Source organism: Muribaculum intestinale (genome assembly GCF_002201515.1).
In the GTDB taxonomy this organism is placed as follows: Bacteria; Bacteroidota; Bacteroidia; order Bacteroidales; family Muribaculaceae; genus Muribaculum; species Muribaculum intestinale.
Genome location: NZ_CP021421.1, coordinates 1,953,845 through 1,970,647, shown reverse-complemented (window position 1 = coordinate 1,970,647; position 16,803 = coordinate 1,953,845). Strand labels below are relative to the sequence as shown.

Sequence of the window (16,803 nt, the reverse complement as noted above, 5' to 3'; positions counted from 1 at the left end):
AATTGATTAGAGCATTAATGTGAATACTGCTCGATTTCCGATTCAAGTCCGGTATTGTCGGTATCCTTCCACTTCATGGGAGAAATCTTCTCCTGAATCATCTGGAATGCTACAAACAGGGCCGGAACGATAAGTACCTGGAGAATCATACCGATAAGCATACCGCCGATAGATCCTGTACCGAGGGCACGGTTACCGTTGGCGCCTACTCCGTGGGCAAACATCATCGGGAGCAGACCGATGACAAGAGCGAGCGAGGTCATGAGGATAGGACGCAGACGAGCCGATGCACCCTGGATAGCAGCATTGACAATCGCCATACCCGTACGGCGACGCTCAAGGGCGAACTCAACGATAAGGATGGCGTTCTTCGCAAGAAGTCCGATAAGCATGATGAGCGCAATCTGCAGGTACACATTGTTGGATATGCCATCGATTCCTGCAAATATGAACGAACCCATAAGACCGAACGGAATCGAGAGGATTACCGACCAGGGGAGAATGTAGCTCTCGTACTGAGCGGAAAGCAGAAGATATACGAAAAGCAGACAGAGACCGAAAATCATGGCGGTGCCGTTGCCCGACGAACTTGCCTCCTCGCGTGTCATACCGGAGTATTCATAGCCGAATCCGGCAGGCAGAGTGGCGGCAGCCACACGCTCTACCGCGGCAAGACAGTCGCCGGAAGTATATCCCGGAGCCGGCTGGCCGGTGACAGAAATCGATGTAAACATGTTGAATCGATTGAGAAGGTCGGGACCGTAGACACGCTTCAAGGTTACGAAATTGGACAAAGATGCCATTTCTGCTCCGTTTCGTATCTTAATGCTCGACAGAGTCTCGGGCGATACACGCGACTCGGGAGTGGCCTGCATCATCACACGGTATATCTTACCGAATCGGTTAAAGTTGGACACGTACATACCTCCATAATATCCCTGTAGTGTGCTAAGGATAGTCGAGGGACTGATACCGGCCTGCTTGGCCTTGGCGGCATCAATGTCAATCATATACTGCGGGAAGGCAGGATTGAATGTAGAGTAAGCCATCTGTACCTCAGGCTGTGCCATCAGCTCACGGAGGAAATTCTGTACGATTCCATAGAAGTTGTCAATCGAACCGCCGGTCTTGTCCTGCATCTTGAGGTCGAAACCGTTGGTAAGAGAGTAACCGGTAATCATAGGAGGAGCGAATGCCACGATACGTCCGTCCTTGATAGTTGACGTCAGGCCGTAAATCTGGCGGATAATCGCCTCGTTGCTGCGCGACTCGTCACGTTCCGACCAATCGTCGAGCTTCACGATGAATGTACCGTAGGTGTTACCCTGTCCGGCAAGGAAGCTATAACCCATAATCTTCTGGGTATACTTCACTCCGGGAATCTTCATGATTACCTGGTCCATCTTGTCGAGAGTGGCTGCGGTACGCTCCTGGGAAGTGCCGGGAGGCATGTCAAGCATCACAAACAGATATCCGGTATCTTCATTAGGCACAAGGGTGGTAGGTGTAATCGACATAAGCCATACGAGCACCGCGATGCTGACGCCGACTATTCCAAATGATGTAATCTTATGGCGGATAAAGAATCCGGAAGCCTTGTTGTAGAATTTAAGCAGGCGTGAATATCCCAGCTCGAATCCTTCCTTGAAACGGTCGCTGAAGATGCCCATGATAGCTATGATAGCGCATACCACACCGACTGCGAGTTTCCATATCACCTCTAACTGATACCAGCCGAGTACCATGAAAGTAATCGTAGCTGCGAGGAAGAGGAATGTAACCATCGGGGGAAGGTTGAGCTTCCATACCGACGAATAACGCTTCTTCATTACATCTGCGGCCTCGGAATATGCTGTACCCATACGCTCTTTGAGCGACTTGTCATCATTGTGGGGCTTGAGGAATACAGCACACAGAGCCGGCGACAGGGTGAGCGCGTTAAGAGCCGACAGACCGATAGCGATAGCCATGGTGATACCGAACTGCTGATAGAACACACCAGAGGTGCCTGGCATGAACGATACAGGGATAAACACAAGCATCATTACCAGAGTAATGGATATGATGGCGCCGCCAATCTCGTTCATAGCGTCAATCGACGCTTTACGGGCGCTCTTGTATCCCACATCGAGTTTGGCATGCACCGCCTCGACCACCACAATCGCATCGTCAACCACAATCGCGATAGCAAGCACGAGAGCCGACAGGGTGATAAGGTTGATCGAGAACCCGATAATGTTCATGAAGAAGAATGTACCGATAAGTGCCACAGGGATGGCAATAGCGGGAATGATGGTCGACCGGAAGTCCTGAAGGAAGACGTAGGTCACAAAGAACACAAGGATAAACGCCTCTATAAGGGTCTTGATAACTTCGTGAATAGACGCCTCAAGGAAGTCGTTGTTGTTCATCGGGATAGCGAAGTGCAGACCCTTGGGAAGGTCTTTTGCAAGGAGGTCAATCTCCTTCTCGCAGTCCTTGATAATCTGAGTCGCATTGGAGCCTGCTGTCTGGAAAATCATCGCCGAAGTCGACGGATATCCGTTCAGACTGTTGCCGAAGCCATAGGTCACACGGCCGAGTTCAATGTCGGCCACATCCTTTAGATACAGAATCTGACCGTTAGAGTTAGCACTTACAACTATATTTTCAAACTCCTCGGGAGTGGTAAGACGTCCTTTATACTTAATGGTATACTGGAACGACTGGTCGCCCTGTTCGCCAAACGCACCGGGAGCAGCCTCGACATTCTGTTCGCGCAAAGCTGCGGCGATATCCGACGGCATGAGCTTATACTGGGCCATTACGTCGGGCTTAAGCCACACACGCATAGAATAGTCGGCGCCAAACGACATTACGTCACCCACACCGTTGACACGTTGAAGCTGAGGGATGACATTGATTTTCATATAGTTATCAATGAACACCTCGTCATATTCCCCATTGTCGCAATATAGAGCCACACCCATAAGCATGGATGTCTGGCGCTTCTGGGTAAGCACACCTACCTGGGTAACCTCGGCAGGCAGAAGATTAGTAGCCTTAGCGACACGGTTCTGCACATCAACAGCAGCCATGTCGGCGTTAAAGCCCTGCTTGAAGTATACTGTGATGTCGGCGGCACCGGTATTTGTGGCAGTCGACTCCATATGGGTCATGCCTTCGGCGCCGTTGATTGACTCCTCAAGAGGAGCGATTACTGAATTCAGCACAGCCTGAGCATTCGCACCGGTATAGGTGGTCGATACTCGGATAGTAGGCGGTGCCAAATCGGGATATTGGGTAATTGGAAGCGAAAAAAGACCAATCAGACCCAACAAAACTATAAAAATCGATATAACCGTCGATAGCACAGGACGGTTAATAAATGTATCTAATTTCATGTCCGATTGAGTATTGTGACTACTTTATGATGGAGAGAATTATTCCTTGGCAGCGTCAGGAGCGGCCTGAGGTGCTCCTTGAGGCTGAGTGGAGGCATCTACAGGCTGGATTGTAATGCCGTCTCTTACCGATGTACCCACTCCCTCAACGGCGATACGCTGTCCGACCTCAAGACCCGACACTACGATAAAGTTCTTTCCGTCGGATATGGGAGAAACCTGAATCGGAGTAGCCACAATCTTATTGCTGTCATTGACAACATAGGCAAAACGGATGTTCTGAAGCTCGCTTGTAGCGGACTGCGGTATGATTATTACCTTCTCAAAAGAGTTCGGAATCAGCACTGAGCCGGTAGAACCGCTGCGGAGCATTCCCGAAGGATTATTGAAAAGAGCACGTACTGTGGCTGCACCGGTAGTATTATCTATCACTCCGCTGACAGTAGCCACCTTTCCTTTCTCGGGATAAATCTCTCCATTGGCAAGACGCAGTGATACCGGAGGCATAGCGTCGACCGAAGAGTTGAGGCTGCGCGCGCCATTGTCAGTCATGCCGAGAATGTCTTTTTCGTTGAGAGAAAAATAGGCGTACACCTCAGAGTTGTCGCTCACTGTTGTGAGAGGCTCCATCGACGAGGGCGATGCAAGAGAGCCTTCACGGTTGGGAATAGAACCGATAACACCGTCGCTGGGCGCGGTGACAACAGTATAGGCGAGATTTTTCTGGGCTGTAACAAGCTGAGCGTTGGCCGATGCAAGCTGGGCCTTGGCCTGCTTGAGCTGGTTGTCGGCCATCTGCCATTCATACTCGCTGATTATGTTCTTATCATACAGGCGACGTTTGTTGTCGGCGGTAAGCTGGGCTGTGTTGACTGCGCTTTCAGCCACGCGTATGGCTGCCTGGGCAGCATCTACCGCAGCCTGATACTGCACCTGGTCGAGAGTAAAGAGAACCTGGCCTTTACGCACCTGCTGGCCCTCGTCTACATGAACTTTGGTAATAAATCCTGATACTTGCGGACGGATTGCGATATCAGTACGCCCCTTGATGGTCACCGGATAGGCGCTTTCGAGTTCGGAATTACCATATTCCACTGTCATTGTGGCAATCTGAGGTACCGGCATCTGCTGCTGTTGCTGTCCTCCGCCGCACGAGGCAAGCACTACGGCTACCCCGGCTATGAGCGAAGTTCCGACGGTCTTTGCGGAATTCAATTTCATAACGTTGCTTTAAAAACTTATATAACTTTTGATTACTGTAACTATTGGAGCGCCGCCGGCTTGAATTAACGAGGAATAAAACAGGGTACGGCGGTTGTGATTATTTTGGTCTGCACTTTTTCGCGATGCAAAGTTACTCACAGCCGCACTTATATTATATGACATATATCATACACAGTAGTTAATTTAATTTAAATGTTCGAAATAGAAGTCTAAAGCACAGCCTAATCACGCTAAATGGTATTAACGCGCACTGTATTTTCCACCTCTGATACGATAGAGTGTCTCCTTGGTTATACCCAGAAACGACGCTATCTGTGTGGTGGTGGCAACCTCACCCAGACGGGGGTAACGTCTGAGCACCCACTCATAGCGCTCACGTGCCGAGGCATTGTACAGATTAAACAGGCGCTCTTCCAGATATCCTGCATATTCATACAGAATAGCATTAAGGAACATGGTCCATTCAAGTGGACTGACATCGGATATGCCCTCGTGTATGGTCTGGTGCATCTCGCTGTGCACAAAAGTCACAATATCGGAATCCTCAAGAAACATCACGTTCATCGGCACCCCGGGCCCTATCCCTGTAAGGGTGTTTGTAATGATGAAATCATCATCGAATGCAAATGAAAGAGTATACTCACGTCCCTTATCGATATAAAAAGTGCGTGCAGCCCCTTTCTTGATATAAAAAGCTGTACCACCGGGGGTAGGACGCAGGCTCTCTATGCAATACCCTTTCCTTACATGTTCGTCGACCATCAGCTCTTGCACCCGCTCTATTATCTCGTCAGGAAAATTGTGAAGTTTACGCAGAATGTCTATAGGGTGCGGCATGTTACAGGTCGTTTTATTGGATTAATCAATATGCATTCTCTTCGCCTCTTATGGCATTGACTATCGTAAGGACTATTATCTTGATATCAAGAAACAGATTCCAGTTTTCCATATACCATATGTCGCATTCGACACGCTTTTCCATCTGCCACAACTCCTCCGTCTGGCCGCGGAATCCTCTTATCTGCGCCCATCCTGTGATACCCGGTTTAATAAAATGGCGCACCATATATTTGTCGATAATCTTACGGTAATCGTCGGTATGCTTTATCATATGAGGTCGCGGCCCTACTACCGACATGTCGCCGAGCCACACATTAATAAATTGGGGTAGCTCATCGATAGATGTGTGCCTCAGGAATTCGCCGACTTTTGTGACACGCGCATCCCCTCGGGTAGCCTGCACACAGTCACTTCCTGAATTAACACGCATGGTACGGAATTTCCAGCACATAAACTCATGGCCCTTATATCCGGTGCGCTTCTGACGGAAAAACACCGGACCAGGCGAGGAGCATTTAATCGCAATCGCCACGGGGATAAACACTATCGGACTAAACAGAAGCGCGATAGAAGAAAACACAATGTCAAAACCGCGCTTTACAGTGCGCGCCATCCATCCCGACAGAGGATCAGGATGCACATCAAGCACCGACACCTGCCCTATATTGGACAACTGTGCGGCACGACTCACATAGGCATTAAGCAACGGCACATAGAAAAAGCGCACCACATGATCATCAGCAATACGCATCACTCGCTTCATCGAGGCATAGTTCTCACCCGATTCGGCATAATATATCTCGTTTACTTCGTTTTTCTGTATAAACTCCTCGAGAGTATCGATGTTGCCTATACACAAAGGGTCGTCGGCCGGCATACTGTCGCGGTTTATCGAGAAGAAACCCAGGCATTTGTATCCATATCCGGCATCGGCGAGCATCTCCGAGCGTAACCTGTGGGCAGTCTCTCCGGTGCCCACAATGACCGCAGTGCTGTAGTTGCGCCCCTTACGTCTGAAGCGCTTCACAAGCATGCGTGTAGCCACAAGCCCGCACGGCAGAAGCACTATCATAAGTCCATAAAACCACAAATAGAACGAATCATTGTGCACCCATGAATTCAGAAAAGTAAGCAGCGCGAAGAAGAACAGCGCATGCATACCCACTCCTTCTATCGAGCGCACGACAACTCTGTCGACATGAATCGAACGCGGCATAGGGAAGCGATTGAACATCATCGCTACCGGCAGATAACTGACATTGACCACGAGCCACGACACTTTCCACCGGAATCCGACTATGTCGGTATCGAAAAGACATGCGACTACAAAGGCGAGATTGACAATAATAAATCCCGCTATGGTCTCTATAAAGGAGAGATACTTACCGTATTTGCCTTTTTTATTCACAATCTTATCAAACAAAACGTGTACGGCATCGATTGCCCTCAGGCTACCGGAAACCGCACACGTTTAATTTCCTATCCGGACGTGAGGGCGAATCTGCATCATGCCGATTCAGCTACAAACACCACCCGGAACCCATATGCCGGCATCTGCCGACAATCAGGAATCTTAAATATTCTGATCGATGAGGCGAATCTTCTCCTCAAGGGCTTTCAGGTCTTCTTTAAGATGGTCAATCTTGCGCTCCATGTCGCGCAGCAGGGCATTGCCGCTCTTAGAGGTAACGTTAAAGAAGCCCAAATTATTTTCATAAGTCTTAATTTCTGCGCGTTTTTGCTCAAGAGCACGCACAAGTCGCTCGCGCTCACGGCCGAGACGGTTGCCATCGCCCTGCATCTCTCGGATATTTCCGGCAAAAGCCTCCATACGGGCACGCTTCTCTCGTATGTCGAAATGCTCGTAGAGATTGCCGACAACCGTACGATACTCTTCGTTGACGCGATCCTTGTCTCGGAAAGGAACGTGGCCTATCGCCTGCCATGCATTCTGCAATTCCTTGACCTTGGCGATTGCCTCGTCGCGAGGGGTATCGTCGGCGATAGCCTTCAGTGTCTTGATTATCTCTTCCTTGTTCTTGAGATTCTCTCGCTCGGTACGGCGCTGGCCTGATGTGGCTTTCTTCCGGCATTCGAAGAAGTAGTCGCACGCATCAATGAAACGTCGCCAGATGATGTCGCTGTGTTTTTTGTCGACAGGGCCTATGGTCTTCCACTCTTTCTGCAGTTCGGTAATGGCATCTGCGGTCTTCTTCCAGTCGGTACTGTCCTTCAGAGCCTCGGCGCGCTCACAGAGGGCAGTCTTGCGCTCAAGATTGGATGTGCGCATATCCCGCACCTGTCGGAAATAATCGCCTTTTGCGGTAAAGAAGTCATCGCAGGTCTTACGGAAACGGGCAAAAAGAGCGTTGTTTACCTTCTTTGAGGCAAAGCCGAGCTTCTTCCACTCCTCCTGTGCCGCGAGGATTTCTTTAGTAGCCTGCTCCCAGGACGAGTGATTGGCAAGGGATGTGATATCTATTTTCTCGACACGCTCGCATATTGAGGTTTTCTTCTCTTCGTTTTCGCGCTCGCGCTCTTTACGCTCTTCAAAGAATGCCTGGTATTTTTTATTGATTATCGCGGAGGCTTCCTTGAAGCGGTTCCATATCTCGTCGCGCAGTTCCTTGGCCACAGGACCTACATCGCGCCATTTTTCGTGTAGGTCCTGCAGACGGCGAAAAGCGGTGACAACATCGGCCTCTTCTTCAAGTTTCTCAGCTTCTTCGATAAGCAATTGCTTCATCTCCAGATTCTTCTTGAAATCATAATCACGGAGGTCCTTGTTCACCTTAAGCTGATCATAGAACCGCTCTACAGCGGCCTGATAGTCGCGCCAAAGATCGGTAGCATCGGTAGGAGGCACCTCACCGGCATCCTTGAATGCCTGGGTGAGCTCACGGAAACGGGGGAAATGACGGTTGACATTGTCGGTGTCGGCTGCCATCTCGTCAAGCTCTCTGATTATATCGCGCTTGCGTGCAAGATTGGCACGGCGCTCCTCATCCTGTCGGGCAATGAACTCGGCTTTTGCTTCCTTTATTATATTAAGGAGTACTGTCATGCGCTCCTCAAGCGGATCAAGCGAGGGGAGATAATCCTTCTCGTCATTGCCATCGGCAATGAATGCCTCTTTCTCCGCAATAAGTTCATTCTTACGGAATGCGTGGAAAGCCTGACGCAGGCGAGTCACCTCGTCGCGGCTTACATCAGCGCCCGAACGGGAAGAAATTTCTTCCAGTCGGGCGATTACCTCTTCCTTCGTCATCGGGCGTTCAACTACTGACTCCGAAACGGAAGCGGAGGCTTCAGGTTCAGAGACAAGTTCTCCGCCGGCATTTCCTACAGGCACGGTTTCATTTTCACATACTTCATTGACATCTGATTCTACAACAGAGTCAGTCACAGCAGGAGCGTCGGCAGAGACCTCCGCTGGCAAGGAGACTTCCTCGGGCCTGATATTTTCAAGCTCCGCAGAAGATTGGTCACGCAATTCCATAACAATAATGGTGGTTAGTTAGCTTTAAGAAGCCAAATATAGGGATTTTTTTAGAAACCTTTTGAATTATTCTTTATTTTTTTGACAAAACCGGTTGTAAATGCCCTTTTAGGGCATCAACAACCGACCTCTAAGGTATAAGACAGGCTACATCATTGGGGACAGTATATCAGCGTGGAGCTACGCTCCTGACGGAATATGTATGATGCTACACGCACGATATCCTCTCGTGTAATGCCCATGTAGCAGGCCAGAGTCTTGGCCTGGGTGGTATTGCGCATCTCGTCAAGAGCCAGTGTGGAGGCCAGATTTACATAACTGATATTACTCATCACCTGTTGGGTCTCAAATCGGTTAAGTGCGCTCTGCAACTCATGGTCATCCGGCGGATTTACAATAAGGCTGCGTGCCACATCTACAAGCGCGTCACAAGCCTCATCGACAGAAACACCGTCTCGCAGCATACCCTGAAGCAAGAGCTGTCCTGGCTCCTCAGAGCCTGTAATCGATGCATCGGCCGACGAGAACAATCCAGACTCCATTACCAGCCTACGGTAATAGCGCGAAGTGCGCCCTGCCGCCAGTAAATCGGTAATTATATCGCATACAGGATAATCCGGATTGGTACATGAGGGCATCGGATAGCTTATGACCACAAGAGTCTGGGGCACATTGCCGGTGACAACAATACGCCGCGCCTCTGTCTGTTCCGGCTCGGGTGCATATGTGCGCGGAGCCACAATGCGCCGCGGTATAGGCCCGAACCATTTTTCGGCCAGACGGCGTGTCTCGTCCAGAGTGATATTTCCGGTAACAGCCAGTACGGCATTGTTGGGAGCATAGTGCGTACGGAAAAATTCGCGTACCTGCTCTTGAGTGACACTCTCTATATGGCCCAGTTCCTTTCCGATAACCGGAGTGCGATAAGGATGCACCTTGTATGCCAGAGCCGACATGTGATGTCCCAGATCGCCATAGGGCTGATTAAGGCACACTTGCTTGAACTCTTCCATCACCACATTGCGCTGCACCTCAAGAGCCTTGTCCGAGAATGCAAGAGATAGCATGCGGTCGCTCTCAAGCCAGAACGCAGTCTCGGCATTCTGGGCAGGCACTATATCGTAGAAATTGGTATAGTCCTGATTGGTCCATGCATTGTTACGCCCTCCGGCCTGCTCGATTGCCCCGTCAAAATCCGCAATGTTCACAGAGCCGCCAAACATCAGGTGCTCGAAAAGATGAGCCATGCCGGTATGGTCGGGATGCTCGTCGCGCGCGCCTACATTATATAGTACATCAAGTGCCACCATTGCGGTGGCACTGTCTTGTTCATGCACTACCCGGAGTCCGTTAGGAAGAGTGAATCGGGTTGCCATGTTTATTTAACGACTGTCATTTTAAGTATTCTGACATCCTCAAGAGGACGGTCGGCCGCGCCGGTGGGCATCTGCTGTATCTTATCAACTACATCAAGACCCTTTGTCACTTCACCGAACACCGTATACTGGCCGTCAAGATGAGGGGTTCCCCCTACTGTACCGTATACCTTACGCTGCTCGGGAGTAAGTGTGACGGGATTTGCAGCCGCCTCTTTTTCTGTGACAGCAATCAGTTCCTCCTGCAGTTTCTGTATGCCGGCCTGGTCATTATTACGGCGCATTTCCATGATTTTGCTGCGGTTCTCCGCTGCCAGACGATTGAATATGCCCTGCTGCTGCATCATCTTCATCTGATTTTCCATCTGCTTGAGCTGGCCGTCGTTGTATGCTTTTCCGGTCACAATGTAGAACTGCGAGCCCGAACTGCGGCGCTCAGGGTTCACCTGGTCGGCCTGGCGAGCAGCGGCAAGCGCACCCTTGCGATGGAAATGGCGCGGATATACTATTTCAGACTCAATGGTATATCCGGGGCCACCGGTTCCGAGCGACTGTCCGGCCGATGCATTTTTCGAATCGGGGTCACCGGTCTGAATCATGAATTCATTTATGACGCGGTGAAAAAGCACACCGTTGTAGTATCCCTCATTCACAAGTTTGAGGAAATTGTCGCGATGCTTCGGTGTATCGCCGAAAAGGCGCACCTGTATATCGCCGGCAGTTGTCGAGATGTCAACCAGCACATCGCCCTCGGCCGAGGGTGTGGTCATTGGGATGGAGTCGGATTCAGTCATGTCGTTTTCAGGATTTGATTTATTGTCGGATGAGGGTGATGCTCCTGCACAAGCCCACATCATCAATGTAAACATGCAGAGCAGACACTTTGTTGCGAATTTTGGCATAGAGTAATGCTAAGTGGGAATTCAGGTCAGATTATGGCCTCGGGGAAAAGACGTTTGTAGATGCGACGGAAATTATTATCGGCGGCACTAAGCTCAGCCACATGGGAGGCATAATCCTCACCCCAGAGAGCTGGCAATAAATCGCCGATATACCTGTGCTCACGATCGCGGTCAATAGCAGCGGCTATCAGCCGCTCGATAGCACCGTGATACCGTACGCCGTCGATTGCATGGAGATAATGGGCTGCGCTCACCAGAAACTGTCCGTTAAGATCGACGCTAATCATATTGTCGATGAGTTCATCGAGCACTTCGTCAATCTCTCCTATATGGTTGGCGATGTATTCGTATGTCAGAAGGCCATCCGGATCCTTTCCAACAGCCTTTTTCAAATCTTCATTCATAATGAGAGCGTGTTTATTCAGGAAAGTTTGCGGCAAAGATAAGAATTTTAACGAGAATATGCCTAACTTTACGCACGCAACCGTTCTTTTTCTTTAACAGAACATCTAAAAAAAATGCAGCAGACCACACCTCCCAATTTTGTCGTGACCATCGGACGCCAGTTTGGTAGCGGCGGACGCGAGCTCGGACGCCTGATAGCCGAAAAACTCGGCATCGCTTTCTACGACAAAGAACTACTACGCCAAGCGGCTCATAATGCAGGCGTAAGCGTTGACTTCTTCGAACGCAACGATGAGAAGTTTCCCAAATTCCTGAGCGGAATGTTCTCCTTCACAATGGGATACTCGCCATATAATGCATACGCCGGCAGCTCGTCAATCAGCGATGACAACCTCTACAGGGTACAGTCAGAGCTAATCCACAATCTCGCCATGAAACATTCATGTGTGATTGTCGGACGTTCGGCCGACTATGTGTTGCGCGACTTTCCCCGATGTGTAAATATATTTGTCCACGCGCCAATGGAGGCACGCATAGCACGCATAATGCGCCGCGGCGACTCCATCACCAAAGAGAAAGCCCGCGAAATTGCCGAAAAAACCAACAAACTCCGCGCAAACTACTACAATTTCTACACCGACAAAGTGTGGGGAGATGCGGCAAGCTACCATCTCACCATTGACTCCGACTCCATGTCGATGGACAACGTGGCCGAACTCGTATGCGCCTATGTCCGCGCCCGTTTTCCCGACCTGTCGGTGCCCATCGAATAACATATATCTACTACTCCCAGCCTGCCGGAATGTCGCTGCCATCCGTCTTCTTCACGGAAGTGACGTCGGCATCAAGTCGGCGCACATCGGCGTCCAGCCTTCGTTCGTCACCGGCGCTGTCGGCGTCTGTCCGGCGGTGTTGTCCGTATGCCGCAAGGTATATGAACAGACCGTTGCCGGCAATGCACACCAGAGCGATTCCGGCTATCAGTGTGAATATGGATTCGGTCTCCCTTACAGGCGCCAGAAGAATCGATATGCCCGCAATGACCACAAGCACCGGCAACACATACAGCCACACGGGCAGAACGATAGGCCGCACGCCAACCGACAGTATCCAGATATGCCATATGCCGCCAAGTATCAGCACTGCGGAAAGGAAATAGACAAACACCGACTCAAACGGAACCGGACAAACAATCATTATCACCCCGATAATGAGCGAACCCACAGAAGCGAGTATCGGCACCGGACCGCCACGGCGGCTCTTACGGCGGCCGACAAGCGCCTCAATAAGCCCGAACAAGCCCGGTATGGCAAACATGACACCGACAAACACAATTACCCACTGCACGAGGTTTATCCTGTCGTGCATGCATATCAGCACTATACCTGCGGCCAACGCAAAAAACTGCATCCAAAAACTTGTTTTCCCTTTCATAAGTCAATGACATTATAATATTAAAATATGTAATGTAACACACTCCGGTGCGGCTTGGTTGGGCACTTCGGCGATATTTGCCTGCGTTGAGCCAACGTAAAGACCATGTCGACAAAGTTTTTTGTTAAAAAAATAGGGTTATTGACAGAAATAATTTATCTTTGCGACGAATTATCTATAAAGAACTTTCGTATAATTATCTAAAATCTTAAACAGAAATGGCTTACGTAATTACCGACAAGTGTGTTGCCTGCGGCACATGTCTCCCCGTATGCCCCGTTGAGGCTATCTCAGAGGGCGATATCTATCACATCGATCCCGATACCTGCATCGAGTGCGGCAGCTGTGCTGAAGTATGCCCCAGCGAGGCTATCATCCCCGGAGAATAATACAGAAACACACCTGTACAATTCTACAAAAGGCGTCCGCATAACAATGTGGCGCCTTTTTGCGAATATGACATAATTACTGAAATTTTTCATTAATTTGGCTATGCCATATTCCAATTGTTTACTATCTTTGCATCAGATTTGGAGCACAAGCGGCCAACAGACTGCAACAGGCTCCTTTATCCCATAAAGCCAATTCGTTCAACCATAAAAAATTTAATCAAACATGGTAAATTATAAAGACCTCGGCCTTGTAAACACCCGCGAGATGTTTGCAAAAGCCGTACATGGCGGATATGCTATTCCGGCATTCAACTTCAACAACATGGAGCAGCTCCAGGCTATCATCAAGGCTGCTGCCGACACCAAATCGCCCGTAATCCTCCAGGTATCGAAAGGCGCCCGCAACTACGCCAACCCGATTCTGCTCCGTTACATGGCTCAGGGTGCTGTTGACTATGCCAAGAGCCTCGGTTGGGAACATCCCCAGATTGTACTCCACCTCGACCACGGCGACAGCTTCGAGCTCTGCAAGGATTGCATCGACCATGGCTTCTCTTCAGTGATGATTGACGGCTCTCACCTCCCCTACGAGGAAAACGTTGCCCTCACAAAGAAAGTGGTAGACTACGCTCACCAGTATGACGTAACTGTAGAAGGCGAGCTCGGCGTTCTCGCAGGTGTAGAGGACGAAGTATCTTCCGACCACCACACCTATACCGACCCCGAGGAAGTAATCGACTTCGTTACACGCACAGGCTGCGACTCCCTCGCCATCTCGATTGGTACCTCACACGGCGCATACAAGTTCACTCCCGAACAGTGCACACGCGACCCGAAGACCGGACGCCTCGTGCCCCCGCCACTCGCATTCGACGTGCTTGAAGGCGTTGAGGCCAAGCTCCCCGACTTCCCCATCGTACTCCACGGCTCATCTTCCGTTCCCCAGGAGTATGTCGACATCATCAACGCAAACGGCGGCAAGCTCCCCGATGCCATCGGTATCCCCGAAGAAGAGCTCCGCAAGGCTGCAAAGATGGATGTATGCAAAATCAACATCGACTCTGACAGCCGTCTCGCAATGACCGCTGCCGTACGTCGTGTATTCAACGAAAAGCCCGCCGAATTCGACCCCCGCAAATACCTCGGTCCGGCCCGCGAAGAAATGGAGAAACTCTACAAGCACAAGATTGTAGCCGTTCTCGGTTCTGAAGGCAAAGCTGAATAATCGCTGTCATTAAACTGACATACCCACACATACATCAGGCGGCATGCCGCGCCACTACGCGCGACCTGTCGCCTGATTTTTTTCTCACAATCAACTGAAAATACACAGCCGTCGCCACTACTGCATTATCCGATATGCAGGGTCCCGACGACATTTACGTTTTTCCATGAAAACAGGCAAATCAATACTTATCGCAACCGCAATGCTTGCAAACGCGGCATCAATGTGCGCACAACTCACATGGGCTTCAAAAGATATCCACTATGCGTCCGACTATGCCCTGCCCAATCAACTTACAACCGACACCCTCATTCACGCATGGCGCGGCGAACGCGTAGGCGCTGTCGCATTAATCCACATACCACAGGGACAGACCGCAGTGTGCTCAGCCAAGATATCAGGCCAGCTGCCTGCAAGCGCTTCATTTGTCGACTATGTGCTCACCGACGATTTCCGCAACTGCGGAATACACCCCGACACTCTCCCCGCTTGGCGCGTGCCCGACATAATCGACACCCAAGCCGGCAGTGTGCACCTTTCCGGCGAAACCCGCCCTGTATGGGTGACAGTCGAAGTGCCCCGCGACGCAAAGCCCGGCAAATATAAAGAGACACTTTCGGTTGACGGACAGCAGATATCACTCAATATCTCCGTATCGGAAATGACCCTGCCCAAGCCCTCACAACAAGCATTTCATCTCAATCTATGGCAACAGCCCTACTCCGTCGCCCGCTATGGCAAGGTAGAGCCCTGGAGCAAGGAACACTTCAATCTCCTTAAACCCTACGCCCAATACCTCGCCCGGGCCGGTCAGAGCACCGTCTCGGCCATACTGTTCTACGAGCCTTGGGGAGAGCAGAGCAACGACCTTTTCCTCCCTATGATAGAGACCACCAAAAAGGCCGACGGCTCTTGGAGCTACGACTACAGAATATTCGACAGATGGGTGCAGTTCATGGCCGACAACGGCATCGACGGCATGATTGAATGCTTCACCATGATTCCATGGGAAATGAATTTCCGCTACTACGATGAAAGCGCCGGCGAATACAGATTCCTAAAGACCACTACCGACACTCCTGAATACCGCGACCTATGGCTTAACTTCCTGAAAGCATTCGCCTCCCACCTCAAAGAAAAAGGATGGTTCGAACGCACAATGATAAGCATGGACGAGCGCAGCCTGTCCGACATGCTCAACGCCTACGCCATAATACAGGAAGCGGAACCCCGATTTAAGATATCGCTCGCCGGCAACTACCATCCCGAGCTTATCGACAAACTTTACAGCTATACCATCCTGCTTACCGAAGCATATCCCCCCGGCACTGTAGAGCGACGCCGCGAAAAAGGATTAGTAACAAATCTCTATACCTGTTGCTCGCGCCCCGAGCCCAACCTCTTCTCCAACAATGCATCGGCCGATGCCGTGTGGATTCCGGTCTACTGCACCTCGACCGGCCACGACGGATATCTCCACTGGAGCTTCATGAACTGGACCGACAATCCTCTTGACGACTCCCGCTTCAAACTATTTGCCCCAGGCGACACATACTTCATATACCCCGAAGGACGTTCGTCAGTGCGCTACGAACGTCTCGTAGAGGGCATACAGCTTAGTGAAAAAGCACGCCTGCTGCGAGAAAAATTCATCGCCAACGGCGATGCAGCCTCTCTTGACCGACTGGAAAAAGCCCTGAATCCAATAAAAATGGGCATCGTCGACACTCGCTCCACCACTGCAGCCACAGTCAATTATCTAAAAGCCACAATCGACCAGCTCTCTTCCCTATAGATGTTGTAGACGATCAGACTTCTTTATCAAAAAAATCATAAGCATAAAGCCGTCCGGACCAGTCCGGACGGCTTTATATGTATAAAAATACACTATGCTTTTACCTTGAGTCTCATTTTTAACCTATTTAAGTTTTTATTTAACTTTTATTTAACTTTTTTTGTTTAATAATATATATATAATTTCTCTAACTATTTTTAACTTTGCGTAAGCGACAGGCTTTCCAAACGAAAGAATAGCCTTACAAATCGACAAATTCTTAGAATGTATGCCAAGAAAGCACGGAATTTAATGATTTAACACCGACAAGCCAAGCCTGCTTCGATAA

Annotated in this window: 13 protein-coding genes; 4 read left to right on the top strand and 9 right to left on the bottom strand. The window is 50.1% G+C overall.

Going from position 1 to position 16,803, the window contains the following annotated elements; genetic code table 11:
* Positions 1 to 14: 14 nt before the first annotated feature.
* From ADH68_RS07955 to ADH68_RS07920, 8 genes are all read right to left on the bottom strand, one after another.
* Positions 15 to 3,383 carry an efflux RND transporter permease subunit gene (locus tag ADH68_RS07955; protein ID WP_068961269.1) on the bottom strand — a complete coding sequence of 1,123 codons (3,369 nt, stop codon included), beginning with the start codon at positions 3,381 to 3,383 and terminating at the stop codon, positions 15 to 17.
* 39 nt (positions 3,384 to 3,422) lie between these two features.
* Positions 3,423 to 4,604 (bottom strand): efflux RND transporter periplasmic adaptor subunit, encoded by a 1,182-nt coding sequence (locus ADH68_RS07950; protein ID WP_084274082.1) that lies wholly within the window; start codon positions 4,602 to 4,604, stop codon positions 3,423 to 3,425.
* 243 nt (positions 4,605 to 4,847) lie between these two features.
* The gene (locus ADH68_RS07945; RefSeq protein ID WP_068961270.1) at positions 4,848 to 5,444 is read right to left on the bottom strand and encodes a Crp/Fnr family transcriptional regulator; all 597 of its coding nucleotides are present in this window, start codon (positions 5,442 to 5,444) and stop codon (positions 4,848 to 4,850) included.
* A gap of 25 nt (positions 5,445 to 5,469) precedes the next feature.
* On the bottom strand, positions 5,470 to 6,855 hold the full coding sequence (locus ADH68_RS07940) for an undecaprenyl-phosphate glucose phosphotransferase (RefSeq protein WP_084274229.1): 1,386 nt from the start codon (positions 6,853 to 6,855) through the stop codon (positions 5,470 to 5,472).
* 165 nt (positions 6,856 to 7,020) lie between these two features.
* Positions 7,021 to 8,946, bottom strand: coding sequence for a DUF349 domain-containing protein (locus ADH68_RS07935; RefSeq protein ID WP_084274083.1), 1,926 nt, complete (start codon positions 8,944 to 8,946; stop codon positions 7,021 to 7,023).
* Positions 8,947 to 9,098: 152 nt separating this feature from the next.
* Positions 9,099 to 10,322 carry a M16 family metallopeptidase gene (locus ADH68_RS07930; RefSeq protein WP_068961271.1) on the bottom strand — a complete coding sequence of 408 codons (1,224 nt, stop codon included), beginning with the start codon at positions 10,320 to 10,322 and terminating at the stop codon, positions 9,099 to 9,101.
* A gap of 2 nt (positions 10,323 to 10,324) precedes the next feature.
* Positions 10,325 to 11,224, bottom strand: a complete 900-nt coding sequence (locus tag ADH68_RS07925; protein WP_317044358.1) for a peptidylprolyl isomerase — start codon at positions 11,222 to 11,224, stop codon at positions 10,325 to 10,327.
* A 26-nt stretch (positions 11,225 to 11,250) separates the two neighbouring features.
* Positions 11,251 to 11,628, bottom strand: coding sequence for a hypothetical protein (locus ADH68_RS07920; RefSeq protein WP_068961272.1), 378 nt, complete (start codon positions 11,626 to 11,628; stop codon positions 11,251 to 11,253).
* A 114-nt stretch (positions 11,629 to 11,742) separates the two neighbouring features.
* Between ADH68_RS07920 and ADH68_RS07915 the strand changes: the two genes are divergently transcribed.
* Positions 11,743 to 12,402, top strand: coding sequence for a cytidylate kinase-like family protein (locus tag ADH68_RS07915; RefSeq protein ID WP_068961273.1), 660 nt, complete (start codon positions 11,743 to 11,745; stop codon positions 12,400 to 12,402).
* Between the two features lie 10 nt (positions 12,403 to 12,412).
* Here the strand turns inward: ADH68_RS07915 and ADH68_RS07910 are convergent, their stop codons facing one another.
* Entirely contained in the window at positions 12,413 to 13,063 is a 651-nt protein-coding gene (locus ADH68_RS07910) for a DUF308 domain-containing protein (RefSeq protein WP_084274084.1), read from the bottom strand.
* 218 nt (positions 13,064 to 13,281) lie between these two features.
* Between ADH68_RS07910 and ADH68_RS07905 the strand changes: the two genes are divergently transcribed.
* The 3 genes from ADH68_RS07905 to ADH68_RS07895 all read left to right on the top strand — a co-directional run bounded on the left by ADH68_RS07905 (position 13,282) and on the right by ADH68_RS07895 (position 16,475).
* The gene (locus tag ADH68_RS07905; protein ID WP_068961275.1) at positions 13,282 to 13,452 is read left to right on the top strand and encodes a DUF362 domain-containing protein; all 171 of its coding nucleotides are present in this window, start codon (positions 13,282 to 13,284) and stop codon (positions 13,450 to 13,452) included.
* Positions 13,453 to 13,678: 226 nt separating this feature from the next.
* Positions 13,679 to 14,680: a class II fructose-bisphosphate aldolase gene (locus tag ADH68_RS07900; protein WP_068961276.1), complete on the top strand. Its 1,002-nt coding sequence runs from the start codon at positions 13,679 to 13,681 to the stop codon at positions 14,678 to 14,680.
* A gap of 166 nt (positions 14,681 to 14,846) precedes the next feature.
* Positions 14,847 to 16,475 (top strand): DUF4091 domain-containing protein, encoded by a 1,629-nt coding sequence (locus ADH68_RS07895; RefSeq protein ID WP_084274085.1) that lies wholly within the window; start codon positions 14,847 to 14,849, stop codon positions 16,473 to 16,475.
* Positions 16,476 to 16,803: the final 328 nt, after the last annotated feature.

Bases quoted from the DNA above. Each gene is read 5' to 3' on its own strand.
- ADH68_RS07955 (WP_068961269.1), bottom strand. From the start codon at position 3,383: ATGAAATTAGATACATTTATTAACCGTCCTGTGCTATCGACGGTTATA.
- ADH68_RS07950 (WP_084274082.1), bottom strand. From the start codon at position 4,604: ATGAAATTGAATTCCGCAAAGACCGTCGGAACTTCGCTCATAGCCGGG.
- ADH68_RS07945 (WP_068961270.1), bottom strand. From the start codon at position 5,444: ATGCCGCACCCTATAGACATTCTGCGTAAACTTCACAATTTTCCTGAC.
- ADH68_RS07935 (WP_084274083.1), bottom strand. From the start codon at position 8,946: ATGGAATTGCGTGACCAATCTTCTGCGGAGCTTGAAAATATCAGGCCC.
- ADH68_RS07930 (WP_068961271.1), bottom strand. From the start codon at position 10,322: ATGGCAACCCGATTCACTCTTCCTAACGGACTCCGGGTAGTGCATGAA.
- ADH68_RS07925 (WP_317044358.1), bottom strand. From the start codon at position 11,224: ATGCCAAAATTCGCAACAAAGTGTCTGCTCTGCATGTTTACATTGATG.
- ADH68_RS07920 (WP_068961272.1), bottom strand. From the start codon at position 11,628: ATGAATGAAGATTTGAAAAAGGCTGTTGGAAAGGATCCGGATGGCCTT.
- ADH68_RS07915 (WP_068961273.1), top strand. From the start codon at position 11,743: ATGCAGCAGACCACACCTCCCAATTTTGTCGTGACCATCGGACGCCAG.
- ADH68_RS07910 (WP_084274084.1), bottom strand. From the start codon at position 13,063: ATGAAAGGGAAAACAAGTTTTTGGATGCAGTTTTTTGCGTTGGCCGCA.
- ADH68_RS07905 (WP_068961275.1), top strand. From the start codon at position 13,282: ATGGCTTACGTAATTACCGACAAGTGTGTTGCCTGCGGCACATGTCTC.
- ADH68_RS07900 (WP_068961276.1), top strand. From the start codon at position 13,679: ATGGTAAATTATAAAGACCTCGGCCTTGTAAACACCCGCGAGATGTTT.
- ADH68_RS07895 (WP_084274085.1), top strand. From the start codon at position 14,847: ATGAAAACAGGCAAATCAATACTTATCGCAACCGCAATGCTTGCAAAC.